This window comes from Corynebacterium heidelbergense (assembly GCF_028609845.1).
Classification (GTDB): Bacteria; Actinomycetota; Actinomycetes; order Mycobacteriales; family Mycobacteriaceae; genus Corynebacterium; species Corynebacterium heidelbergense.
The window spans coordinates 1,559,779-1,584,935 of sequence record NZ_CP063191.1; the positions used below are offsets into that span (position 1 = coordinate 1,559,779).

The 25,157-nt window shown below is 66.4% G+C and carries 19 protein-coding genes; 10 read left to right on the top strand and 9 right to left on the bottom strand.

What is annotated here, in order from left to right; genetic code table 11:
- Window positions 1-38 precede the first annotated feature (38 nt).
- Together CHEID_RS06820 and CHEID_RS06825 are read left to right on the top strand one after the other, a co-directional pair.
- Window positions 39-578 (top strand): HNH endonuclease family protein, encoded by a 540-nt coding sequence (locus CHEID_RS06820; protein WP_181645844.1) that lies wholly within the window; start codon window positions 39-41, stop codon window positions 576-578.
- A 28-nt stretch (window positions 579-606) separates the two neighbouring features.
- The gene (locus CHEID_RS06825) at window positions 607-1,089 is read left to right on the top strand and encodes a hypothetical protein (RefSeq protein WP_112768669.1); all 483 of its coding nucleotides are present in this window, start codon (window positions 607-609) and stop codon (window positions 1,087-1,089) included.
- Between the two features lie 140 nt (window positions 1,090-1,229).
- Here CHEID_RS06825 and CHEID_RS06830 read toward each other — a convergent pair whose 3' ends face one another.
- Window positions 1,230-3,560: a DEAD/DEAH box helicase gene (locus tag CHEID_RS06830; protein WP_112768670.1), complete on the bottom strand. Its 2,331-nt coding sequence runs from the start codon at window positions 3,558-3,560 to the stop codon at window positions 1,230-1,232.
- A gap of 147 nt (window positions 3,561-3,707) precedes the next feature.
- Between CHEID_RS06830 and CHEID_RS06835 the strand changes: the two genes are divergently transcribed.
- A complete protein-coding gene (locus tag CHEID_RS06835; protein ID WP_112768671.1) occupies window positions 3,708-5,141 on the top strand; it encodes an amino acid permease in 1,434 nt (477 codons plus the stop codon).
- Here CHEID_RS06835 and CHEID_RS06840 read toward each other — a convergent pair.
- A complete protein-coding gene (locus tag CHEID_RS06840) occupies window positions 5,138-6,517 on the bottom strand; it encodes an FAD-dependent oxidoreductase (RefSeq protein ID WP_112768672.1) in 1,380 nt (459 codons plus the stop codon). The two genes, CHEID_RS06835 and CHEID_RS06840, sit on opposite strands and share 4 nt — an antisense overlap.
- A gap of 249 nt (window positions 6,518-6,766) precedes the next feature.
- Here CHEID_RS06840 and CHEID_RS06845 point away from each other — a divergent pair, with 249 nt between their 5' ends.
- Window positions 6,767-7,369 carry a hypothetical protein gene (locus tag CHEID_RS06845; protein WP_146743811.1) on the top strand — a complete coding sequence of 201 codons (603 nt, stop codon included), beginning with the start codon at window positions 6,767-6,769 and terminating at the stop codon, window positions 7,367-7,369.
- Between the two features lie 19 nt (window positions 7,370-7,388).
- On the opposite strand, the gene CHEID_RS06850 is transcribed toward CHEID_RS06845, so the two are convergent.
- Window positions 7,389-8,495, bottom strand: a complete 1,107-nt coding sequence (locus tag CHEID_RS06850) for a hypothetical protein (protein ID WP_181645845.1) — start codon at window positions 8,493-8,495, stop codon at window positions 7,389-7,391.
- Between the two features lie 115 nt (window positions 8,496-8,610).
- Entirely contained in the window at window positions 8,611-10,143 is a 1,533-nt protein-coding gene (locus CHEID_RS06855) for a carboxylesterase/lipase family protein (protein WP_112768674.1), read from the bottom strand.
- Between the two features lie 293 nt (window positions 10,144-10,436).
- Between CHEID_RS06855 and CHEID_RS06860 the strand changes: the two genes are divergently transcribed.
- From CHEID_RS06860 to CHEID_RS06870, 3 genes are all read left to right on the top strand, one after another.
- Window positions 10,437-11,231 (top strand): hypothetical protein, encoded by a 795-nt coding sequence (locus tag CHEID_RS06860; protein WP_112768675.1) that lies wholly within the window; start codon window positions 10,437-10,439, stop codon window positions 11,229-11,231.
- A complete protein-coding gene (locus CHEID_RS06865) occupies window positions 11,232-14,732 on the top strand; it encodes an ABC transporter ATP-binding protein (protein ID WP_273661028.1) in 3,501 nt (1,166 codons plus the stop codon). It abuts the gene before it with no gap.
- A 122-nt stretch (window positions 14,733-14,854) separates the two neighbouring features.
- Window positions 14,855-18,775, top strand: coding sequence for a multifunctional oxoglutarate decarboxylase/oxoglutarate dehydrogenase thiamine pyrophosphate-binding subunit/dihydrolipoyllysine-residue succinyltransferase subunit (locus tag CHEID_RS06870; protein WP_273661029.1), 3,921 nt, complete (start codon window positions 14,855-14,857; stop codon window positions 18,773-18,775).
- A 141-nt stretch (window positions 18,776-18,916) separates the two neighbouring features.
- On the opposite strand, the gene CHEID_RS06875 is transcribed toward CHEID_RS06870, so the two are convergent.
- Entirely contained in the window at window positions 18,917-19,528 is a 612-nt protein-coding gene (locus CHEID_RS06875; RefSeq protein ID WP_146743812.1) for a hypothetical protein, read from the bottom strand.
- Window positions 19,525-19,731 carry a hypothetical protein gene (locus tag CHEID_RS06880; RefSeq protein ID WP_238596940.1) on the bottom strand — a complete coding sequence of 69 codons (207 nt, stop codon included), beginning with the start codon at window positions 19,729-19,731 and terminating at the stop codon, window positions 19,525-19,527. Before CHEID_RS06880 ends, CHEID_RS06875 begins: the two co-directional genes overlap by 4 nt.
- A 261-nt stretch (window positions 19,732-19,992) precedes the next feature.
- On the opposite strand from CHEID_RS06880, the gene CHEID_RS06885 reads away from it, so the two are divergent.
- The 3 genes from CHEID_RS06885 (at window position 19,993) to CHEID_RS06895 (ending at window position 23,114) form a co-directional block, all read left to right on the top strand.
- Window positions 19,993-21,261, top strand: coding sequence for a magnesium transporter MgtE N-terminal domain-containing protein (locus CHEID_RS06885; protein WP_112768680.1), 1,269 nt, complete (start codon window positions 19,993-19,995; stop codon window positions 21,259-21,261).
- A gap of 12 nt (window positions 21,262-21,273) precedes the next feature.
- Entirely contained in the window at window positions 21,274-21,825 is a 552-nt protein-coding gene (locus tag CHEID_RS06890) for a DUF1003 domain-containing protein (RefSeq protein WP_112768681.1), read from the top strand.
- 158 nt (window positions 21,826-21,983) lie between these two features.
- Window positions 21,984-23,114 (top strand): Mrp/NBP35 family ATP-binding protein, encoded by a 1,131-nt coding sequence (locus CHEID_RS06895; protein WP_112768682.1) that lies wholly within the window; start codon window positions 21,984-21,986, stop codon window positions 23,112-23,114.
- A gap of 55 nt (window positions 23,115-23,169) precedes the next feature.
- Here the strand turns inward: CHEID_RS06895 and CHEID_RS06900 are convergent, their stop codons facing one another.
- From CHEID_RS06900 to sigE, 3 genes are all read right to left on the bottom strand, one after another.
- Complete coding sequence (locus CHEID_RS06900; protein WP_181645846.1) at window positions 23,170-23,853, bottom strand: twin-arginine translocase TatA/TatE family subunit; 684 nt, start codon at window positions 23,851-23,853, stop codon at window positions 23,170-23,172.
- 71 nt (window positions 23,854-23,924) lie between these two features.
- On the bottom strand, window positions 23,925-24,335 hold the full coding sequence (locus tag CHEID_RS06905; protein ID WP_238599219.1) for a zf-HC2 domain-containing protein: 411 nt from the start codon (window positions 24,333-24,335) through the stop codon (window positions 23,925-23,927).
- Window positions 24,336-24,478: 143 nt separating this feature from the next.
- The gene (gene sigE / locus CHEID_RS06910; RefSeq protein ID WP_112768695.1) at window positions 24,479-25,111 is read right to left on the bottom strand and encodes an RNA polymerase sigma factor SigE; all 633 of its coding nucleotides are present in this window, start codon (window positions 25,109-25,111) and stop codon (window positions 24,479-24,481) included.
- Between the last annotated feature and the right edge of the window lie 46 nt (window positions 25,112-25,157).

Sequence of the window (25,157 nt, forward strand, 5' to 3'; positions counted from 1 at the left end):
AGCACCACACCGCGCAAGCCCTCGCGACCGTCACGGTCGTGCCCACCAGGGTCCACGTCATCGGCTATTCCCGCCAGCAGTTCGGCGCGGGCTGGGCCAGCTCCGCCACCCCGGACGGGTGGATCTGCACAACGCGAGAACTCTCCCTGTTGCGCGTATTCGGGGGTGCGGAGTCCTCCGGCTCACCCCCGATCCGCGCCGCGTCGGCCGGGACGGAGGCCACTTGCCCGCGCCCGGGTGGCGTTGGCGTCGACGAGTACACGGGCTCCCCCATCCACCCCAACAACGTGGATGTTGACCACATCTTTCCCCTGGCCGCAGCGTGGGATATGGGTGCCCACGCCTGGAGTGCCGAACGGCGCCGCGAGTTTGCCAACGACACCGGGCGCAATCTCGCCGTGACGGCCTCGGCGGTCAATCGGGATAAGGGGGATGCCATGCCCAACCGGTGGTTGCCGCCGGCGCCTACCGCGCACTGTGCCTACGTCGCCCGTTTCCTCGATGTTGCGGTGGCTTACGACCTGGCGGTTACTGCAGCGGATGTGCGCACCGCGCGCAAGGCGTGTGATCTGACATAAGGGCGGAGAATGTGGAAAAGTAGCAGCTATGTCACACCTTTTCGTGTTCCTCCACGTCGTCACGGCCATCCTATTTATTGGCCCAGTCGCCGTCACCACGTCGATGTTCGCCCCCACCTACCGCAAGGCCAAGGGAGGGGACGCCGGAGCGGCGGGCCAGCTCCGCCTGCTCCACCGCATCTCCCGGCTCTACTCCATGATCTCTCTCGTTGTCCCGGTCCTCGGCCTGATCCTGCTATTCGGCTTCGGCGAGGGCAAGGGCGAGTACGGCTTCCACATCGCCACCCTGTTGTCCATCATCGCCTGGGCTGTGCTGCTGTTCCTGGTGATCCCCAGCCAGCGCCGCGGCCTAGTTGCCGCCGACGCCCTGGAGGCGGGCGATACCCCAGCCAGCGAGGACGAAGCCGCCAAGGCCCGGACGAACACCACGAAGCTGCCGGGTCAGCTAGCTATGTTCGCCGGCATCTTTAACCTGCTGTGGTTCGTCACGGCCATCCTGATGTTCGTCTAGAACACGGGCGACAGCCAGCAGCACGATAAAAGCGGGCTCCCACCGTGTGGGGCCCGCTTTGTTGCGCAATGCTTCTCTGTTTCCTGCCTGGAGGAACTGCGCAGGTGGGAGGGATGACCCTGCCCGACCGCTAGTCGCTCCTAGCGGTCCCCGCCGCGGTAACCATCCCGGTTGCCGCCGCGGCGGTTGAATCCGCCACCACGGTTATCCCGGTCGTTTCGACGGAAGCCACCGCGATCCCCGCGGTCGTAGCCGCCGCGCTCGAAACCTTCGCGATCGTCCCGGTGACCCCGGCGGAAGTCCCCGCCGCCACGGTGCTGTCCACCGCGGTCATCCCGGTCATAGCGTCCTCCACCGGCACCGCGGCGGTCCCCACCACGGTCGCCGCCTCGGCCCCCGCGGCGATCATCGCGGTCCTTGCGGTAGTGGGCGGGGCGCCCGGCCGGGGCACCCGGATCCGGCTCGATATTGATCAATTGACCGGAGACTCGGGTCTGGTCCAGCGCGCGGAAAACCTCTTCTGGCAGATCCGCGGGCAGCTCCACGAGGGAGTGATCGGCGAAGATGCTGATCCGGCCGAAATCTCGGGAGTTCAGGCCGCCCTCGTTGGCCAGGGCGCCCACGATGGCACCCGGCCGGACGCGCTGCCGGTGGCCAACCGCAAGACGGTAGACCTCCAGCTCCTTGCCACCGCGATCCGTGACGCGCGGCGCACGGCGGTTACCGAAGCGCTCCTCGTGGGAACGGTAGGCGCCGCCCCCGCTACGGTTGTTATCCCCGTACCGGTCATCCCGGTTCCGGCGCTCCCGGCGTTCCTGGCGCGGGGGCTCCTTCATGAGGAAATCCTCGCCGGACTGGAGTTGGGCAGCCAGGGCCGCGGCCACGTCCTCCAGGGGTACCTCGTTGCTCTGGGCGTACTCCTTGACCAGCGAGCGGAACACGGAGATCTGGGGGTCACTCAGGCTTTCGGTCAGCGCCTCCCGAAACTTGTCCTTGCGGGCCTCGTTGACCGAGTCCACGGTGGGCAGCTCGATCTCGTTCAAGCGCGACCGGGTGGCGCGTTCGATGGCCTTGAGCAGTCGACGTTCCCGGGGGGTGACGAACAGGATCGCCCTGCCGGAGCGCCCGGCGCGCCCCGTTCGCCCGATACGGTGCACGTAGCTTTCCGTGTCGTGCGGAATGTCGTAGTTGAACACGTGGGTGATGCGATCCACATCCAACCCGCGCGCCGCCACATCCGTGGCGACCAAAATGTCCAACCGGCCATCCTTGAGCTGGTCCACTGTCCGCTCACGCTGGGCCTGGGCGATGTCGCCGTTGATGGCCGCGGCATTGAATCCGCGGGCACGCAGGCGTTCGGCCAGCTCCTCGGTCTCGTTCTTCGTCCGAACGAACATGATCATCGCCTCGAACTCCGTGACCTCCAGGATCCGGGTAAGGGCGTCCAACTTGTTGCGGTGGTTGACCAGCAGGTAATCCTGCTCGATGTTCTCGCTGGTCCGCTGGGTCGCCTTGACCGTGATTTCCTGCGGATCGTTGAGGTACTGCTTGGACAGCCGCCGGATGGTGGCGGGCATCGTCGCGGAGAAGAGGGCCACCTGCTTGGTGTCCGGGGTGTCGGCGAGGATGCGTTCCACATCCTCTTGGAAGCCCATGTTGAGCATCTCGTCGGCCTCGTCCAGCACCATGAAGCGCAGCTCGGAGATGTCCAGGCTGCCCTTCTCCAGGTGGTCGATGACGCGGCCGGGGGTGCCCACCACGACGTGGGCACCGCGGCGCAGCCCGGCGAGCTGGACCCCATAGGCCTGACCGCCGTAGATCGGCAGCACGTGGATGCCGCCCAGGTGCTCCGAGAAGGACTGGAAGGCCTCGGCCACCTGCAGCGCGAGCTCGCGGGTGGGGGCTAGCACCAGGGCCTGGGGGTGGCGGCGGGACGGATCGATCTGGGAAAGAACTGGCAGCGCGAATGCGGCCGTCTTACCGGTACCCGTCTGGGCGAGGCCCACGACATCCTGGCCCTCCATGAGGACGGGGATAGTCGCTGCCTGGATGGGGGAAGGCTGCTCGTAGCCGACCTTCTTCACCGCCGCGAGCACGCGCTCGGGCAGGCCCAGGCCGTCGAAGCCGTGGCTTTCGGGCTTGTCCTCCCCCTGCTCCGAGCCCTTCGACACGGAGTCGGCGTTTTCGGCCGCCTCAGCACCGGCGGTGCCGGTCTCCTCGGAGTCGGCGGGTTCGGCCTGCGGCTGGGAGTCGGTGGACTCCGCCTGCGGGCCGTGTTGTTGGTTGTCTTCTTGCTTTTCTTCGGCGGTCTTCTCAGACTGTTCTGCCGCACTCGGGCCCTGGCCCAACACATCGGACACGCTCAGCGCATCGCTGGCGTTGTTGTCCCCTTGCAGATTTTCCTGAGATACCACGGTTTCGTCGTTGACCGGCTTATTGACGTCTCCGGCGACGTTGTCAGTATCACTCATTACCCCCGAGCCTACGCACCCCAGTGCCGAAAAGCGATTTCCCAACCGTGGGTGCACCCCATGAATTGCGGGGAGCGAACCATCCTCCCTTAATGTTGAGCACGGTTTACACCACGACGTTTCAACAGCTCGTAGAGGAGCTCCCCCGTGACCACAACCCCCTCCGTCCACGCCGACGGCGGCCCGCCGGTGGCTGCCCCGCGCACACTCGCGCGGGCCCTATCGCATCGCCACATCCACTTCATCGCCCTGGGTTCCGCCATCGGCACAGGCCTGTTCTACGGGTCGGCGGGTGCTATCGGGGCCGCTGGTCCGGGCGTGTTGTTCGTCTACCTGTTGGGCGGAATCGTCGTGTACTTCATGCTGCGAGCCCTCGGCGAGATGGCGGTGGCCAACCCCGTCGCCGGATCCTTCGCCGAGTACTGCCGCGAGTACCTGGGCCCGTGGGCTGGGTATATCACCGGGTGGATGTACGCCTTCGAGATGGTGATCGTCGCTCTCGCGGACCTCACCGCCGTGGCCGTGTACATGCAGTTTTGGTTCCCCAACACCAGCTCGTGGGTGTGGGTTTCCGTCGCCCTGCTCATCGTGGGTGCCACCAACCTCACCAGTGCCCGGTGGTTTGGGGAATTGGAATTCTGGTTCACCCTCATCAAAGTTCTTGCGGTGGTAGCGATGATTCTCGGCGGGGCGGCCATACTCGTCTTCCACGTCCACACCGACAGCGCAGTGGGGATCGCGAACCTCTGGAACGACGGCGGGCTGTTCCCCCACGGCTTCAGTGGGGTGCTCTCCGCCCTCATCCTTGTGCTGTTCGCTTTCGGCGGCACCGAGATCATTGGTGTCACCGCCGGTGAAGCGCAGGATCCCGGCAAGACCATTCCGAAGGCGATCAACACCGTGCCCTTCCGGATCCTGCTGTTCTACATCCTCGCCATCTTCGTCATTGTCGCGGTCATCCCCTGGCGCAACATCACGGGCGATGAATCCCCCTTCGTCCAGATCTTCGGCACGCTCGGAGTGTCTTGGGCCGCCGCCCTGCTCAACGTCGTCGTCCTCACTGCGGCGCTCTCCGCCATCAACTCGGACCTCTACGGGGCCGGCCGCGTCATCCACGGCATGGCTCGCCAGCATTTAGCCCCGCGGGCCTTCGCCAGCCTTAACCGGCGCAGCGGGGTACCCACCTCCACGATCGGCGCGATCCTTCTGGTCCTTCTCGTCGGCGTGGCGCTACAACTCCTCGTGCCCCGAGCCAAGGACCTGTTCGAAGTCATCGCGGCCCTGGCCACGTTCGCCACAGTCTTCGTGTGGCTCATGATTCTGCTCGCTCATCTGGCTTCCCGCCGGATTCGGCGCGGGGCCGAGGCTGGGTCTGAGGATCACGGTGCCAAGCCGGCCTTTCCCGTGCCGCTGTGGCCCGTCGGCCAGTGGTTCGCAGTGGCGATGATCGGGGTAACGTTCGCCACGATGGTGTGGCTGCCGGAGTACCACTCCGCGCTGCTTGCGGGGATCGTCTTCGTTGCGGTGATGTCCGGCCTGTACTTCTGCGTGGCTCGGCGCGGCACGAAAGCCTGCGGTTAGTGGGCGCCTTCCCCGGTCTCGCTCGCAGCATTCGGACCCGCATCCGGACCCGCAGCCTCTGCTGCGGCGATGATTTGCTTGGCCGCCCGCTGACCGCTGCGCATGGCCCCGTCCACGGTGGGGGTCGCGTGGTATTCCCCGGCCAGTCCCAGCCGACCGTCGACTAGCTGCAGCTCCTCCTTCGACCTCATGGCCATCCCGGGGGCCACGATCGGGCTGGCGTCCGCAATATCCTGGCGCGTCACATCCTCCCACCGGGAGGCATCCACGCCCCACAGCAACCCCAGGAACTGTCGCATTTCCGCCACGCTGGGCAGCTCCGGGTCCCGCGCCCCCCGGCCCGCGCCGGACAACGGCCGTTCGTGCACCACCGTCGCCGCCACGAGCTTGCGCCCGGGGGCATAGGCGGGGGCCACGGCCGTAACCTCTGTGGCGGAGGCGATGGGGGTCATTCCCGTGCCGTCCACCGTGATGAACGGCATGGGCGGCAGGTTCTCATCGGCAGCAAACCACCAGGTGCTTACGGACCGGGTGGGCACCATCGTCGTGTTCAACAGCGTCGCCTGGGCCCTCTGGGGGATGGCCACCACCGCGTAGTCGAAGTGACGGGTACGCCCGGCCACGGTGATGTCCACACCGGCGCGCGGCCCACTCGGGCGGGTGTAAATCCGCTCCACGGGGGAGTTCAATTCGAACGTGGCCCCCGGAATGCGGCTCATCATGTCCGCCAGATCCCCCATCCCGTGTTCGGGCACCCCCAGCGTGCCCCGCATGAGGGTGACGAAGAGCCATTTGGCGAACTGGGCGGAGCTCTGGCCGTCGGTGTCGTAAAGGAATGCCCGGAGCATTGGGTCCACGGCCACGCGGCGCAGGGAATTGGTCACCCTGGACCGGTCGAGGGATTGGCTGACCGGGACGTCCTTGGCCCGACGGCGTTTGCGCACGCTGCGACGTTCCAAGCTGGAGCGGTGGGAATACTCTGAACGCAGCCAAGCCTGCAGGGCAAAGGAGTCACGCACGGAGAGCGCCGAGATAATCTGCGAGCGCAATAGTTGGGGGATCATGTGGGGTGCCCGGATTGGGTCCACAATGAGGGCGAGACCGTCGGGGGTGAGCGTCTGGATGGCGGGCTTGAAACTCTTGATGCCCAGGCTGGCATATTCGCCCGGCTTGAGAGCCTCCTTGATGGCGGGGTACCACGAGTTGAAGGCCTGGAAGCCGTAGTCGACCGTGATGTCATCGATGCGAGTGGAGCCGACCTTGCCGCCGAGGCTATTGCTCGATTCGAAGACGGTGCAGTTAAGCCCCGCGCCGCACAGGCTTCGAGCTGCGGCGAGGCCTGCCATCCCCCCACCGACAACCGCCACGTCGCTCATGCGCTCTCCCCTATCGTCGGTGCTGTCATCTGCCGTTATCCGGGCGTCGGATGCCGGTCTTCGTTCTGGCAGTCATGGTATCGCACGGGTGGGTAGGCGCCGTGCTGTGGCCGCGAACGTGGTCTCTGGGGCAGCTCACTGTTTCGAACACGTGTTCTATTTTTCTTTGGGACGCCAACTCTTACTATCCCAACCTCCCCCTAGGGTGAGCACACACAACCGATACGGACCCACCAGGAGGTGCTAGCCATGACCGCCCCAGATCACCACAGCCCCCGGACCCGACAGCCGGCACCCGCGTCAAACGACGCGGACGCGCGCGGATCGGCTCCAGCAACGCCGCTGCTCTTCGCTGATCCCTCCCCCACTGGCCGGGCCAATCGCCTGCCCAGTTCACCCGTGGCCCCGGCTGACTCCGTTCTTGTGGCCGGGCAACACGTTCGCGGGATGCTGCGTCATCCGCGCAGCCGGATGCGCCCCAGCGCGGACTGGGTGGCCCCGCAGCTTGACTTCGCCTGCGGTGGGGTGAGCTTCAGCGTGCTGGTCTCCCGGCACCGCATCCCCCCGACGGCGTGGCAGCGGCTGACGGGACAGGTCGCCCCCACCGGGGACGCACTGTTCCTGGCCACGGTCTCCATTAGCTGCTCGGAGGAGGCTTACCGGCGTCAGCCCGGTACGGCGGCGCTCGTCGCAGAATCCCTTCTGCGCTGCGTCAGCGATGGCTGCTGGCACACCTCGGCCGACACGGAACTGCATCCGGTGGAGGATGCGCGGATGTGGACCTGGCACTTCGCCGCCGCCCAGGGGCAACTGTGCGCGCCCGTCCCCGGGCGCGATGGTCAGGCCGCGTAAGACGTCGCCGGAGGAGGTGCTAGACGCGCCCGTGGGCCGCTGGGGCCTCGTCGCCGGCTTCCCCTCCTTCGGGGTCCTCATTGTCCAGGTCGTCGCCGTCCGAGTCCTCGTCGATCAGCTCGTCGTCGGCGTATAAGTCCTCGTCCAGATCGTCGTCCAAGTCCTCGTAGTCCCCTTCGACGTCCTCATCCTCGTCGTCGAGCGGGTACTCTTCTACGTCGTCCTCGTCCCCGTCATCGTCGTCATCCAGAAAACCCGCCCGCGCCGCCGCGATCCGGGCGGACATGCCCGTGGACAGTGAGGCCGTCGATCGCACCAGGCCCAGCGGCACCACCGGAGCGTCCGCGCCCTCCCCTGCCTCGGTACCGTCTTCATCCCAGACGTCCGCCAGCGGCACCAGTAGCTCTTCCCACGTGCGCGCCTGATCCTGCGCGATGGCGAGGACGTCGAAGAGCTTGTCGAAGTCCGTGTAGGTCCCCAGCTCCAGAACTTCTTGGGTGGCCTCACTCACATCGGCGACGATATCGCTGAACATCGCAAGGCGCTCCTGCTCCGTCACCTGCAGATCCGTCTCCCAGAACTCCTCGGTGACCTGCTCCAGCAGCTCCTCGAACTCCTCTCCATAGGTGATGAAGCGGACAACCGCCTGCGGTTGATTCTCCCCATCATCAGGGACCTCCAACAACACTGTGACGTGCGAATCATCCCCAATCTCCGCCCGCACCTGCTCGAAGATCAAGGGATCTCGCTCGAACTCCAACCCCTGGATCCGGTCATCGGTGCCCTCCACCAGATCCTCTAAGACGGTGCACACCTGGTCCTGCGCGATGGCCTCCGCCACCTTGCTCACCGCATCCTCTACAGAGAAGACCACGCCCAGCAGGTGGGCCCCCAGCTCCTCGTCCTCCGCCGCGGCGTTGACCGTCACCACGAAGGCATTTGCCGCTCGCGTGTTAAGCACCGCCCCCGACGGCTCGATCTCTGCGAACTGGATCTCCAAAAATGGCGTGATAGGAACAAATAGGATCCCGTCATTGACGCGAGACTCGATCCCAACCCGGTCCAGGGCTTCGGCAATTTCCTCGTAGAAACTCAACGGAAGTTCCTCCTCAACAGGGGTGTACACCCCCGCTGCTCGTGTCGCTGGGACCGGCGGGCGCGCCGGTGTGGCCCCCATCGTAGCCACCCAAGACCACCGGGCGCGCTGGGAAGCAAACCACCCCCACTCCCCAGCCGCCCATTCACCGGCCGGGGCGGGGCAACGCTACCGACTCCGCCGTCCCAGTCCACCCCTCCATGCGGAAGTGCTCCCAGGCTCGCCGGTACTCGGACCGGGGATCGAATTCCGTGCGGGGATGTACCTCCAAGATCCGTGTCGCCCGCGTGGCGCGGGTGTAGCGCAACCAGCCCGGATCCCTCCCCCACACGAAGGCCCCCCACGCCGCCTGCATATGCTGCGTCACCGCATCCATCTCCGCTCCCAGCAGCAACCGCGCCTTGGAGGCACGCGCGTCCCCGAACAGCGCAGCCAACTCCATGGCATGCATAGCCCCCACACCCAACCGGCGCAGGGCCTGCGGCGCGTAGTCAAAGCGGTACATCCACGTCGGCGCCACCGCCGTGTGCAGCTCCGCCAAGCGCACGGACTGCGCCCAGAAGATCGCATCCGCCAGCATCCGGGCGAAGGCGTCCCGGCGCCCCACATCCCCGTAGGCCCGCTCCACCGCATCCGCGCCCTCCGGATCATGTAGCCGCAGCGCCGTCCGGGCCACCCGCGCCCGCTCCCGCCGGGAGACGAACAACACCTGCGCGGCGGAGAGCTCATCGGAATTCGTGCCGATGAGTAGCGGAACGGGGGCCTGCGCCCCCTCGCTGAACAGCCGCAGCGGGTGGCTGGGCAACGTCACCCCATCCACGGCATGGCCAAAGCACGGGTTGAGCTCCCGCAGACCCCGCCCCCGCCACAGCATCTGCTGGCCGGCCCGGATCACATCCGCCGCGGGCAACCCCGTCATGTCCCGGGGCCGTACCGTGCGCGGGGTGAACCCGGAATACTGCACCAACCTGCGCGCCCACAGCCGAGATTGCTCCGGCGAATGCGCCGCCATCACCGGCGCGGATTGAATGATGGCGCGGTGAAACAATCCGTGCGCCGCCGGAGCCGCCAGTAGCGCCGCCACCGCCGCCCCGCCCGCGGATTCCCCCATGACACAGACCTGGTTGGGGTCCCCGCCGAACGCGTGGATGTGATCCCGTACCCACTTCAGCGCGCGAATCTGATCCCGCAACGCGGGGTTGGCGTCCAACTGAGAAAAACCGCCGTGCACAGAACCGAGCGCCGACATATCCACATACCCCAGGGCCCCCAGCCGAAAATTCACCGCTACGTACACCACCCCCAGCTCGCGGGCCAGGCCGAAACCCCGCAACACCGCTGTGTGGCTCGCGCCGGAGAAGAACCCCCCACCGTGCAGGTACACCACCACCGGTAACTGCCGATCGTCCGCCGGGCGCACCACATCCAGATTCAGGCAGCTCTCCTGCCCAATTACCTCGTCCTTCAGCGAATACGTGGTCTGCGGGGCCACCGGCCCGAATTCCTCGGCTGGCCACTCCCCTTCCCACTCCACCCGGTGCGGCCGCTCCCACCGCCCGGCCGCGCCATAGGGCACGCCGCGCCACGTACGGATCCCGTCCACCTCCACACCGCGCACCGCGCCGGCCCCAGTGTGCACCAGCAGCGGATCCCCGCATCCCTGCCCAGCACAACTCATGAAATTCACCCTAACCAAGAATGAAGTACCCTTGTAACCCGGCAACGCACCTCGAGTGCGCCTGCCATCCGGTACCCGGCGTTGACGCGCCTATCCCCTCCAGGGCACCCCGCCGTGCCCCGGCACGCGGACCTTCCGTCCCCCTGTGCCCTCTGCCGAATTCAGCAGGCACGGTCGGCGGGCGGCTCCCCTTCCGACGGCGCCGGTGCGCACAGCATCACCCGCACCGCGCCAGCCAACATGCGGCCGGTACCGCGATCGACGACAGCTTTTCTCAAGGAGACCCCCACACCATGTTCGGACTTTTCGGCAAGAAGAATCGCGCCACCGCCGCGCAGCAGGACCAGAACTCCATCGACCTCGACGGAGACAACCGCTACGCCGACGGCATGCTCTCCCGCCGCTTCTTCGCCGCCGTGGACCGCGCGGTGCGGGCGCAGGATTCCAGCATCGACAAGTACGTGGCCGGCCTGCGCAAAAAGAACCCCTCGGCCACTAACGCCGAGCTACAGGCGAAACTGGACAAGCACTTCCGCAACCTCGCCACCGCCTCCGGGGCCGGTAACGGAGGGATCGCCGCACTGCCGGGGCTGGGTACCGCCGTCTCCCTGGTCACCATCAGCGGCGAGGGGATCCTCATCGTGGAGGTCTGCGCGCTCTACGCCCTGGCCAGCGCGAAGCTGCGCAACATCGATACCACGCAGGAGGAAGTGCGCCGCGCACTCGTCCTGCTGGCAGTTGCCGGCGGGTCCGGCAACGATGTGCTGCGCGCCGTCGCCGAGCAAAACGGGATCAAGTCCATCGTCGGCCTGCGCAGCCTGAAGAACCTGCCGAAGGGCGAGCTGATCAAGGTCAACTCCGCCCTGGGCAAGCTGGCCATGCGCACCCTGCGCCGCCGCTTCGGGGGCGCCATGTTCAAGAAGCTCATGCCCTTCGGCATCGGTGCGGTCCTGGGCGCCAAGGCCAACCGCAAGATCGCCGACCGCATGATCGGCCAGGTCCAGCAGACCCTGGGCCCGGTGGACGCGTCGGCGGGTAGCTCGGAAGCCACGAACGGCACGGACTACGCAGCGGGCTCCGAGCAGTAATTGCGCCACCCCATCTGGCACCTCGCCGCCCAGCGCCCCGCCCTGCTGGGCACCGTTGCGCTGCTCGCGGTCATCGTCCCGGTTTTCGCCGTGGCCCTGCCCGCGTTCGCCGGCGGGGCGGTGGACGGGCAGCGGGGCGCCATTGCGGGGCTCATCATTGCCGCCAGCGCGCGCTTTCTCACGCACGGCCTGCGGCGCTACCTAGCTGGCACCCTCTCCCTGCACATTCAGCACGACCTGCGGATGCGCGTCCTCCAGGCCCTCCAGCGGCTGGACGCGGCCGCGGCGAACCGGGTGCGGGTGGGGCAGGTGGTCTCCCGGACCATCTCGGACCTCAGCAGCATCCAGTCGATGGTGGCCCTTGTGCCCCTCCTGGCCAGTTCCGCCGTGGAGATCGCGCTGATCTTCGCTGCTCTCGTGTGGATCTCCGTGCCAATCGCGGTGATCGTCGCGGTGCAGGTGCCCATCGTTGCGGCGGTGGCGGTGATCTCCCGCCGTAAGCTGTATGCAGCCACGTGGTTCGCCCAGCAGGCCAGCGCGGACATCGCCAGCCAGGTGGAGGAGACGGTCACGGGCGTGCGGGTGGTGAAGGCCTTTGCCCAGGAACGCCGGGAGATCGCCACGTTCACGCAACGGGCCCGGGCCCTCTTCGCCGAGCGTATGCGGGTGGGCCGGCTGACCGCCCATTCGCAACCCTCCCTGGGGGCGATTCCCAATGTGGCGCTAGTGGTCACCATCGTGGTCGGCGGGTGGTTGGCCACGCAGGGGGTCATCACGATTGGCGAGTTCCTGGCCACCAGCACGTACATCGCCCTACTCGCCCGATTAACGCGGATGACCTCCCGCATGCTGGTCTCGGTGTACCTATCCCGCTCGGCGGTGGACCGGGTGGTGGAGCTGATGACCACCGCCCCGAGGCCCGAGGGGACGGTGCGCCTCGATGGGGCGGCCTATGGGGTTCGGGGAACGGTCGGGGATCGCCTGGAAGTGGATATCCGCCCCGGGGAGACGGTGGCCTTCACCGGCCCGGCCGGTAGCGGGAAGACATACCTCGCCCAGGCGCTGGCTGGTGTGGATGTGGCGGCAGCCCGGGATCTTAGGGTGGTGCCCGGGCAGGGGGCCGGTGTGGCCTCGAGCGCGCCAGGGATCACCGCAGCCGAAGCGACCGCGCCCGGGATCGCGCTGCTGGACGTCGTCCAGGAGAACCGCCCCACCGTTGTGCTGGACGAGGCCTTCCTCTACTCCACCTCCATCGCCGAGAACATCCGCTGCGGATACCCCGCCACCGACGCCCAAGTGCGCCACGCTGCCCAGATCGCCTGCGCCGTGGACTTCATCGAGCAGCTCGGGGGCTTCGACACGGTGGTCGGGGAACGCGGCCTCACCCTGTCCGGTGGGCAGCGTCAGCGCATTGCCATTGCCCGTGCGGTGGTGCGCAATCCCTGTTTTCTCATTCTGGACGACGCCACCTCCGCCATCGATGCCGCCACGGAAGCCCGGATCGTCGCGAATCTGCGGGCGGAACGGGGCAAGGGTGACCTCACCACGGTGATCTTCAGCCACCGGCCCTCCACGCTGGCGCTGGCCGAGAGGGTGATCACCCTGCCAGCCCCACCGACGGCGGAGTTGTGGCCAGATGTCGCACCGGAGGCCCCGGCGACCGGTGCCAATCCCCCGCCGAAAGCCCTGACCCTCACGCTCCCCCCGGCTGCGGAACCTCCTCGGATCAGCCAGTACACCGCGCCATTTGGCCTGGCCTCCCTCATGCGAATGATCCCCGGACTGCTGGCGGCGGTGGTCGTCACACTGCTGCTGACGGTGCTGGCCGATGTGGGGTTGCCCAGTTTCGTGCGTCACGCCATCGACGCGGGCGTGGCCCACGGGGACATGACCATCGTGTGGTGGACCGCGGCCGCGGCGCTGGTTGTCGTCGTCGTGTCCTGGGGCGCGCAGGTGGCAAACACAATCCTGACCACACGGGCGGGTGAGCGCTTGCTCTACGCGCTGCGGGTGCGCACCTACCGGCACTTGAATTCGCTGGGGATGGACTGGTTCGAGGCCAACGCCTCCGGGCGCATCATGACCCGGATGACGACCGACATCGACACCCTGTCCAGCTTCCTGCAGACGGGGTTATCCCAGGCCATCGTGTCCTTCAGCGTGCTGGTGGGGGTGCTGGCCATGCTGGTGGTGACCGACCTGCGCCTAACCGCCGTGGTCGCGGTGTTCGTGCCCCTCATCGCCGTGGCCTCCTGGCAATTCCGGCGAGTCTCCGCCCGGCTCTACCGGGCGGCGCGGGCCCAGGTTTCCACGGTGAACGCAAGCTTCCAGGAAGCCATGACGGGGTTGGTCACCGGGCAGGCCTATGGCTACGCCCCGGCCGTGGAGCAGCGCATCCGCCGCGATTCCGCCGAATACCGGCGGCTGCGATGCCGCGCGCAGGCAGCGGTCAGCGTGTTCTTCCCAGGGATCAGTTGGCTAACGGAACTAGCGCAAGCTGCCGTATTGGCGACGGGCACCGACATGATCGCCCACGGGCAAGTCAGCCAGGGCGCGGTCGTCGCCTTCAGCTTGTACCTCACGCAGTTCTTCGGGCCGGTGCAGCAGCTTTCGCAGATCTACGACAGCTTCCAGCAGGCCAACGTTAGCCTGGGGCGGATCGGGGAGCTCCTTGGGGAGCGCCCCAGCATTACCTCCCCACCCACCGCGACCAACGCCCCTGGATCTGTAGTTCCACCACTGACGGGTTCGGCAGGGCCCGTCCGCCTGGACGCGGTGAGCTTCGCCTATGGCCGGGGGAACCGCGGACCGGTGGACTCCGCCGAACACGACCTTCGGGCGGTCTCCGTGAACTTCACCGGCACCACCGCTGTCGTCGGGCATACCGGTGCGGGCAAGAGCACGCTACTCAAGCTCATCGACCGTTGGTACGACCCCACTGCCGGGGAGATCCGCTACCGGGACCAGCCCATCACGGCAATCCCCGTACAAACGTGGCGACGCTCCATCGGCTACGTTCCCCAGGAGGCCCACCTCTTCCGCGGAGACGTGGCCAGCAACATCGCCTATGGCCTCCCCGAGGCGACGCCGGAACAGATCGAGGATGCTGTCCGCCGGATTGGGGGCATTGGCGTCCTATCTTCCATTCCCGGCGGATTTAGGGCACCCGTCACTGAGCGCGGGACCGAGCTTTCCGCTGGACAGCGCCAAATCATTGCCCTGGCCCGGGCGGAACTTCTCGATCCTCAGGTCCTCCTTCTCGACGAAGCCACCGCCACTCTTTCCGAAGAGGTTGAGCACACCGTCGTGGCCGCCACCAAAGCCACCGCAGCCGGGCGCACCGCCATCATCGTGGCTCACCGGTTGACCACGGCCCAGTCGGCCGACCGGATTGTCGTCATGAAACACGGGGAAATAGTGGAAATAGGTAGCCACTGCGAACTGTTGGAGCAAGGTGGGCCATACGCCGAGCTGTGGGCCGCAGCACACCCCGGGAAATAGGCTCCTATCTGCATTTTTATAAGCTTCTGTGGGGCCCCACTGACCCCGATCTGGCCGACACAGGTCGTGTAGGGTTGATCGGCGAGACTAAAGCGAAGGAAGAAAAGAGGCGAGGACCTGCCGTGAGCAGCGCGAATTTCGGCCAAAACGAGTGGCTGGTGGACCAGATGTACCAGCAGTACACGTCCAACCCCCAGTCCGTGGACGCGGAGTGGCGCAAATACTTCGAAAGCAGTGACTTCAAGCCCGAGGCAGCCGCATCGTCTAGCGCGGACGCAGCACCCGCTGCTGCATCCACCGGGAACAAGGGGCAATCCCGCACCTCCGCGCCCACCAGCGGGGCCAGCGCTCAGCAAACCGACAACAGCTCGTCGAACAAGGACGCTGTGAGCACGGGGGCCGGGGACAAGACTTCCGCGCCCTCGCAGACGGGGGATACGGAAAACCAGGGCCCCTCCCGCCCGGTAGAGGACGCCCGCACCCAGCAGGCCACCCATACCTCCAAGACCTCCGTCAACGCCGCGGGCAAGGGTGCCTCCGACGACACGACATCCAACCAGATTCGCATCAAGCAGGGGCGTATCGGACAGCCGGACACGGTGCTCGACGACGACACCCACCACGGCAGCCTGCTGCCCGAGCGGATCGCGCCGCCGGCGCCCAAGGCTCCCGTGGGCCTGCCGGACGCTGGGCAGAACCCGCTGCGCGGCCCCGCCAAGGCCGTAGCCAAGAACATGGACCTCTCCCTGCAAATCCCCACGGCGACCTCCGTGCGGGACATGCCGGCCAAGCTCATGTTCGAAAACCGCGCGATGGTCAATGACCAGCTACGCGCCCGCGGCTCCGGGAAGATCAGCTTTACCCACATCATCGGCTGGGCCCTAGTGAAGGCCGTGCTGGCTCACCCGGACATGAACAACAGCTACGACGTCATCGACGGCAAGCCGACGCTGGTCATCCCGGAGAACATCAACCTCGGCCTGGCCATCGATATGACCGCCAAGAACGGCAACCGCTCCCTGGTGGTCGCGGCCATCAAGGAAACGGAGAAGATGAACTTTGCGGAGTTCGTCTCCAGCTACGAGGACATCGTTAAGCGGGCCCGCGACGGCAAGCTCACGATGGAGGACTTCTCCGGCGTCACCATCTCTCTGACGAACCCCGGCGGCATCGGTACCCGCCACTCCGTGCCTCGCCTGACGAAGGGCCAGGGCGCCATCATCGGCGTGGGTTCCATGGATTACCCCGCCGAATTCGCGGGCGCCTCCGAGGACCGCCTCGGCGAAATGGGCGTGGGCAAGCTGGTGACCATCACCTCCACCTACGACCACCGGATCATCCAGGGCGCGGAGTCCGGCGAGTTCCTGCGGACGATGAGCCGTCTGCTCATCGACGACAACTTCTGGGACGAGATCTTCACCGCCATGCGGGTGCCCTACTCCCCCGTGCGCTGGAGCCAGGACCTGCCCAACACCGGTGTGGACAAGTCCACCCGCGTCATGCAGCTCATCGAGGCGTACCGCTCCCGCGGCCACCTCATTGCGGACATCAACCCCCTGCACTGGACACAGCCCGGCCTTCCCGTGCCCGATCACGCCGACCTCAACATCGAAACCCACGGGCTGACCCTCTGGGACTTCGACCGCACCTTCCACGTCGGCGGTTTCATGGGCCACGAGACCATGACGCTGCGCCAGGTGCTTGCCGCGCTGCGCCGCGCCTACACCCTCAAGGTGGGCTCCGAATACACCCACGTCATGGATGCCGAGGAGCGCAACTGGCTCCAACGGCGCATCGAGGCCGGGCAGCCCAAGTTCACCCCGGCTGAGCAGAAGTACATTCTGCAGAAGCTCAACTCTGCCGAGGCCTTCGAGAACTTCCTGCAGACCAAGTACGTCGGGCAGAAGCGGTTCTCCCTGGAAGGCGCCGAAACGCTCATTCCGATGATGGATGCGGCCATTGACCGCGCCGCCGGTGCCGGCCAGAGCGAAGTGGTGATCGGCATGCCCCACCGCGGTCGGCTCAACGTCCTGACCAACGTCGTGGGTAAGCCCTTTGCCAAGGTCTTCACCGAATTTGAGGGCAACATTGACCCGGCCGCCGCCGGCGGTTCCGGTGACGTGAAGTACCACCTCGGGGCCACCGGGCACTACATGCAGATGTTCGGCGACGGTGAAATCGACGTGACCCTCACCGCCAACCCCTCCCACCTGGAGGCCGTGAACCCGGTCATGGAGGGCATCGCCCGCGCCAAGCAGGACCTCATCGACCAGGGTCCGGGCACCGTCATGCCCCTGCTGCTCCACGGCGACGCGGCCTTCGCTGGCCTTGGCGTGGTGCAGGAGACGATCAACATGTTCAAGCTGGACGCCTACGAGGTGGGCGGAACGATCCACATCGTCGTGAACAACCAGATCGGTTTCACCACCACCCCGGACGCCGGACGCTCCACCTACTACGCCACGGATCTGGCCAAGGGCTTCGACTGCCCGGTCTTCCACGTCAACGGGGACGACCCGGAGGCTGTGGTGTGGGTGGCTCAGCTAGCCGTGGACTACCGCAACCAGTTCGGCAAGGACGTCTTCATCGACCTGGTCACCTACCGCCGCCGCGGTCACAACGAGGCCGACGACCCCTCCATGACCCAGCCGGGGATGTACGACATCATCACCAAGATGCCGACCTCCCGCGAGCAGTACACCGAAGCCCTCATCGGCCGCGGGGACCTGTCCACCGAGGACGCGGAGCGGGTGGCACGCGACTTCCACGACCAGCTAGAGATCGTGTTCAACGACGTGCGCGAGGCCGAGAAAGGCTCCTCCCCCAAGGAACAGTCCGGCATCACTGCTTCCCAGCAGTTGCCCCACGGGCTAGACACTTCCATCAGCCGGGAGACGGTGGAACTCATCGGGGACAAGTTCGCCAATACCCCCGACTACCTCACCCCGCATCCCCGTGTGAAGCCCGTACTCAAGCGCCGCCAGTCCATGTCCCGCAAGGGCAACATCGACTGGGGATTCGCGGAGCTGCTGGCGTTCGGCTCCCTCGTGCAGGAGGGCAAGCTGGTCCGCCTCGTCGGCGAAGATTCCCTGCGCGGAACCTTTACGCAGCGGCACGCAGTCCTCTTCGACCGTGAGGACTTTGACAAGTACAGCCCCCTGCAGGTTATCGGCGAGGAGTCCGGCAACGGCGGCCGGTTCGAGGCCTACAACTCCTCCCTCACCGAGTTCGCCGGAATCGGCTTCGAGTACGGCTACTCCGTGGGCAACACCGATGCCGTTACCGTGTGGGAAGCCCAATTCGGGGACTTTGCTAACGGTGGTCAGACGATCATCGACCAGTACGTTTCCAGCGGTGAGGCGAAGTGGGGTCAGCTCTCCAACCTCGTGCTGCTTCTCCCGCACGGCTACGAGGGCCAGGGGCCGGACCACTCCTCCGCCCGGATCGAGCGCTTCCTCCAGATGTCCGCCGAAGGCTCCTGGACCATCGCGCAACCATCCACTCCGGCCAGCTTCTTCCACCTGCTGCGCCGCCACGCGCTAGGGACCTTGAAGCGCCCGCTCGTCGTATTCACGCCGAAGTCTATGCTGCGTAACAAGCAGGCAGTGTCCTCCGTGGAGGACTTCGTGGACCTCAAGAAGTTCCAGGCCGTGATCGACGACCCCAACCAGGACGGCGTGAACGAGAACATCAAGTACGTTCTGCTGTGCTCTGGCAAGGTGTACTGGGATCTGGAGAAAAAGCGTGAGCAGGACGGCCGCGACGATGTGGCCATCGTCCGCCTGGAGATGCTGCACCCGGTTCCCCACAACCGGCTGCGGGAGGCGCTGAAGAACTACCCCAACGCCGAGCTGCGGTGGGTGCAGGACGAGCCTGCCAACCAGGGCCCGTGGCCCTTCATGGCACTGCAGTTGCCGGAGTACTTCCCCGGCATCAAGCTGACCCGGGTCTCCCGGCGCGCCCAGTCCTCCACGGCCACCGGTGTGACGAAGGTTCACCAGTTAGAGCAGAAGCAATTGCTGGAGGAGGCCTTCGGCGAGTAGGGCGGAGCGGTGGAGCCTCGGCGGGCCTTAGGGGGTAACGTCCCGGCGGGATCGGCGGGTGGAGCCCTGGCGGGGTTAGGGAGGCGGGGTTTGGGCCCGCAGGGGCCCTTACTTTGTGCAGCTCGAACCCGACAGCTCCGCCTAGCCCTCGCTCGCCTTATCCTCCAGATCCTGGGTGGAGATGCCCCCGGCGACGTTGTTCAGGGCCCGCCGATCCTCCCGATTGATCCGGGGCTTGTCGTACAGCGCCACCGTGTTCTGCGGGATCGTCGGGTCCGGGCACGGCGTGGCCAGCCCCGGATCGGATACCCCCACGTCTGAGGGAGTCGCCGAAAGCAGCGTGGAGTGGGTGACATCCCGCCAGCGTGGAGTGTCCGGCGAGCCGGACGTGGAAAATCGGCCACGCACTTGCTTTGCGGTGTTGTGATCCATCTGGTCCAACATCTCGCCCACGCAGCCGAAGACGAGCTCTACCTTCTTCTCCCGCAACGCATCGAGGCGCTGGGAGGGCCGCAGCGGCACCAGCGTGACGTGCCGACCCGGGCGGCTGAGCGCGGACTGGTACTCCTTGGCCAGCGGGGTGATGAGATTGGGGCGCATCCGCATATCCGAGGCCGCCCCGCTGCTCTGGTCGGGCACCCCGATCCGGAATTCCTCCGGCGGCGGAACGGAGCAGCTTTGCACACCACTCACGCCCGCGTAGCCGATAGCCAGCGCCACGAGGCTAAGCCCTAACTTCCGAGCGCCATTCACGAATACCACTCCACGAAAAACAACGTAACCACCACGATATAGGGCACCACCGCCCACCACCTGGAGCGCACGCTGGCGAAGCAAGCGAGCACCGCAATAGCCGCGCCGACAGCATGTCCCACCCACATGGGGTTTCCGATTACCCCGAGGATGAGGGCAAAGCCGACGAGTCCCCCGGTGAGTAATCGGCTGAGGGTGATCAAACTCGACATTCCTCTCGTATGGGCGGGAACATGGTGAGGGTTCGACGCGCCGGATTAGGCGCTCCTGAATGGGTACGCACTGGGTCAGGCGCCCCCGGATGGAACGGTACCCTAGGCGGTCCCCTCCGCGGGCAGCTACCCGCAGAGGCGGGGTGCAGCGGGTGGGTACCCTCCGCCTGGCCACCCGCACGCTTCCAGCTCGCCCACCCCCACGCTTCCAGGCAGCGGGTTTGCGCCAGTCGTGCAGTACCCTAGGAACCCATGAGTGAAACCCGCGTGTACGCCGGTCGCCTCGCCGGGATGGTGGTGCTAGGGCCCGATGGCGATTCCGTCGGCCGCGTCCGCGACGTGGTGGTCCACATCCAGCGCACCTCCGCAGAGGCCCTTGGTCTGGTCGTGGAGCTACCCAGCAAGCGCCAGATCTTCCTGCCGATGCTGCGGATTGCCACGATCGATCCACGGGAGGTCACGATGGTCTCCAGTTCGGTGAACCTGCGCCCCTTTAGGTCCCGGTCCGGGGAGCTGACCATCATGGATGATTTGGTCGGCGCGAAGGTGCACACCGACGATCCAGAGCATGATCATCTACACGGCAAGGTGGTCGAGATTCTGGACGTCGAGCTCAACCAAGCGCGCACCCGCGATTGGATGGTTTCCCGCGTGGCCGTGGCCGAACGCACCCGGCTCGGTCGGCGGGGTGGGGTCGTCTCCATCCCCTTCGCGCACATTCAAGGTGTCCATGCCTCGGGAACGGGAGTGTCGGACCCGGATGCGGAACTGATCTCCTCATTCCATGAAATGCGCCTGGCCGATATCGCGGCGGCCCTGGCGGATCTGCCGGAGGATCGTCGCCACAAAGTCGCCGCGGAGCTGGACGACGAGATGCTCGCCGGCGTTCTGCCGGAAATGTCCGAGGAGCTGCAGACCGGCATCCTCAACCACGTCGATATCGAGCGCGCCGCCGATGTGCTGGAGGCAATGGACCCCGACGATGCCGCGGACGTTCTCGCGGAGATGCCGGATGACACGTCCCGCGTGCTCCTGGACCTCATGCACCCGGAAGATTCGGAGCCGGTCCGCCGCCTGCTGAACTTCTCCCCGGACACGGTGGGTGCCCTCATGACCCCGGAGCCCATCATCCTCACTCCGCAGACAACGGTGGCGGAGGCGTTGGCCCACGCGCGCAACCCGGAGGTGCCGATGTCGCTGAGCTGCCTGATTTTCGTGGTCCGCCCACCTCAGGCCACGCCGACCGGCAAGTACCTGGGGTGCGTCCACCTGCAGAAGCTGCTGCGGGAGCCTCCCAGCACGCTCATCGGCGGCATTCTGGACCTCGACCTTCCCGCCCTGTATGCGGAGGATTCCCACGAAACCGCGGCCCGGTACTTCGCGACGTACAACCTGGTCTGCGGCCCGGTCTTGGACCGGGATAAACACTTGCTCGGGGCGGTGGCGGTGGACGATCTCATCGACCACATGCTGCCGGAGGATTGGCGCGAAGAGGACTGGCGAACGGAAGAAGGGGCTTAGGGCTACAGGGCCATGCCGGATAATTACAAGCACGTACAGCTAGACCAGCCGACCGACGCCACCCGGCGCAAGCGCTTCAACCTCAACGGGGATTCGGTGGGCAAGACCGCCGAGCGTATCGCGCGGTTCTTGGGCACGGGCCAGTACCTGGCCTATCAGACGATTTTCGTCATCGTGTGGGTCGCCCTGAATATCGGCGCCTTTGCCTGGAGCTGGGATCCCTATCCCTTCATCCTGCTCAACCTCGCCTTCTCTACCCAGGCCGCGTATGCCGCCCCGTTGATTTTGTTGGCGCAGAACCGCCAGGACGACCGGGACCGCGTGGCCCTGTCCGAGGATCGTCGACGCGCCGCCGAAACGAAGGCGGACACCGAGTTTCTCGCCCGCGAGCTGGCCGGCGTCCGCATCGCAGTGGGCGAAACCGTCACGCGCGATTACCTACGCCGCGAACTGGAGGATCTCACCGAGCTCATCAAGCGGATTGAGGACAAGCTGGAGGATCGCCAGTACGACGAGGAGCTGGCCCATCCCGCCGAGGACAATCCGGGGCCATCCCACACCTAGCCGCCGTCTTTCATTGTTCTAGCAAACGTCTTCCCCGGATAAGGTCCGTAGGCATGGTCCGGCAGTACGGGGGGTGGGGTCCTTTCTGGTTGGGGACGCCACCAACCGGGGCACCGGGATAAGGGTCCCCGCCAGCCAAAGGGATACACTGGTTTGCGATGCATGCAGTAACCGAATCCGCTGTCCGCAGCGCGCTCTCCCGCGTAGAGGACCCTGAACTCAACCGCCCCATCACAGAGCTGGGCATGGTGAAATCCATCGAGATTGATGGCTCCCGCGTGGCGGTCACCATCTACCTGACTATCGCGGGCTGCCCGATGAAGTCCACGCTCACGCAGCGTACGCAGCAAGCGGTGGAAGGCGTGCCGGGCGTGGAGCGCGTCACCGTCACCACGGATGTGATGAGCGACGATCAGCGCCGGGAGGTCCGCAAGATCGTGCGAGGGGATGCCGCTGATCCAGTGATTCCCTTCGCTCAGGCGAATTCCACGACGCGCGTGTTCGCCGTGGCCTCCGGCAAGGGCGGGGTGGGCAAATCCTCCGTCACCGTCAACGTCGCGGTGGCTCTGGCCAAGCGGGGCCTGAAGGTGGGGGTGATCGACGCCGACATCTACGGCCACAGCATCCCCCACATGATGGGTTCCACGGATCGTCCCCACCAGGTGGACGAGATGATCATGCCCCTGCAGGCACACGGCGTGAAGCTCATCAGTATCGGGCATTTCATCGGCGATAACTCCCCCGTGGTCTGGCGCGGCCCCATGCTGCACCGGGCCATCCAGCAGTTCCTTGGAGATGTCTTTTGGGGCGATCTAGACATCCTCCTGCTGGACCTGCCCCCGGGCACCGGGGATGTCGCTATCTCCGTGGCACAGCTCGTACCAAACGCGGAGCTACTCATCGTGACCACCCCCCAAGCGGCGGCCGCGGAGGTCGCGGAGCGGGCCGGAACCATCGCGCAGCAGACGCGTCAGCGCATCGGCGGGGTCATCGAGAATATGAGCTGGATGGATATGCCCGATGGCTCCCGGATGGAGGTGTTCGGATCCGGTGGCGGGCAACTCGTCGCAGATCGGCTCCGCCAGATCGCCGGGTCCGAGGTCAAGCTGCTGGGGCAGATCCCCCTGGATCCGCAGCTGCGGATCGGTGGGGACCTGGGTAACCCCATCGCGATCTCCGAGCCGAACAGCGCGGCCGCCGTGGCCTTCGGCGGCATCGCCGATCACCTCGCCCTGCGTCGCCAGTCCCTCGCTGGGCGCCCGCTCAACCTGGGCGTGACCCGAAAGTAACCACCGGCGCCAGCGATGGAAGGGGCGGGGCGCCGTCCCAGCCCCGGCCGGGGCTCTAGAGCACGTCGTCGAACTCGGTGCCGGGGTGTTGCTGCCCGCGCCGGTCCGGCCCGCCACCCGGCTGACCCGCGCCCGGTTGTCCCCTCTGCGGCTCCCCCGCGCCCGCCTGCCCCTGGTCACGAGGGCTATCCCGCTGCGCGGCCGCCGAGTCGTCGAGGACCTGTTGACCCACGGTCTCCATCATCTGGGGATCCTCCTTCGATTCCCCCGCCGCAGCCTGTTGCTGCACCTCTACCCGACCCTGCGACTCAGCCTGCGATGACCCCTCGCTGGCCGAACTCGAACTCGGCGCCGATCCGTGAGTGGGTCCTGCCGCCGAGCCTGCGGCCGATCCTCCCCGAGCGCCCCGTAGATCCTGGACGGTATTCTTCACGTCTTCTTTGGCCTCCGTAAACGGAGTGAGGAAAGAATCGTCCCCATCGAGCAGCGTGCGTGTAATCAGGCCCTTGGCCCCCATCTGGCGTACCGCCCCGAGTTGCTGCAGGGGCTTGCGGATCTCTTCGATCTCGTCGCCGAAGTCCTCCCCCAACTGCTGGCGGGCCTCCGCAACAGCGTTGCGAGCGGCCAGCAGCACGGCGCGGGCCTCCTTGATGAGCCCGGGCAGCCGCTCCGGGCCGATGACGACCAAGCCCATCACGAGGATGATGGCGATCTCTACCCAGCCCACATTGGAAAACACGTGCTAACCCTACTCGACCGAAGTCAACCCCGCTGGGCGTGGGCATCCGCCTCCGGTTGTCCGGGGGAGGATCACTTCTGCCTCCGCTGCAGCTTCCGAAGCGCGAGGTCCACGGCGTCCACAATCGATTCCGGTCGCCGGCACCCATCCACACCGAAGTGGGCGGCGGGGCGAGCCTCCTCCACCATCTGGGGAATCGCCGCGAGCTTCTGCTTCAACCGCCCGGAGCACCGCACGTCTGCGTCCATGGCTCGGACGAGGGCCGCAGCCTTGCGCTGTAGCTGCACCTCGGCCCGGCACTCACCGCAATGCACCAGGTGAACCTTCGCGCGGTGCTCCGCCCGGCTGGACAGCTCCCCGTCGACAAGCGCGGCCATGGCCTCCGGGGACAGGTGCTCGACGGACAACCCCCGGTCCTCTTCACTCCTGGCCTGCGCACCGTGGGAGGACGCTGGCACGGCGGCTGACGAAGCTCGATGCATGTCTAGCGTTTCCTTTCCCGGTCAACTCGGCGGGTCAGTATGGCGTGGAACAAGTGGAGCTCGGGGGTTTCCCGGCAGATGCCCGGTAGCCGCGTTGGGGGGTTTAAAGCTCTGTGCCCCCGGGTGGGCATGGGGCGGGTCGATCAGGACCCAATGTAGTGCAGTTCCCCTTCGGCGCGCTGGAGGCTGCTGCGCATCTGGGCCCGGGCGCGGTGAATCCGGGAGCGCACCGTGCCCATCTTCAACCCGAGGGTACGGGCGATTTCGTCGTAGGTCATGTCCAGCCCGTCGCACAGGATGACGGCCACCCGGAACTCGGGCGTCAGTTCGTCGAGGGCCCGCTCCAGCGCGGGGTCCAGGTTGTGCATTTCGAAGGCCCGCTCGGGACCGACGTGGCTACCCTCCGCCAGCTCGTAGTCCTCCGGCAGTTCCTCCATGCGGATCGTCGAACGACGGCGAACCATGTCCAGGAATAGGTTCGTGGTGATGCGGTGCAGCCACCCTTCGAAGGTCCCCGGCTTGTAGTTTTTCAGGCTGCGGAACACGCGCATGAAGGTGTCCTGCGTAAGGTCTTCGGCGTCCTGCTGGTTTCCGGAGAGCCGGAACGCCAACCGGTAGACGCTATCGGCGTGCTCCGCGACCAAATCGGACCAACTGGGCATGGCCCCTTCCCCCCGGTCGAAGTCCTCTGTGCTGCGCGGGCGGTCCTGCTTCCCCGTGCCGGGCCTGGGTGCCTGCGATTCGGCCTCGGCGGGTCGGGGGGTTTCGGAGGTCATGCTCATCATTGTGGCTCACCAGTGTGTCAGGACAGTTTCAGGCCCC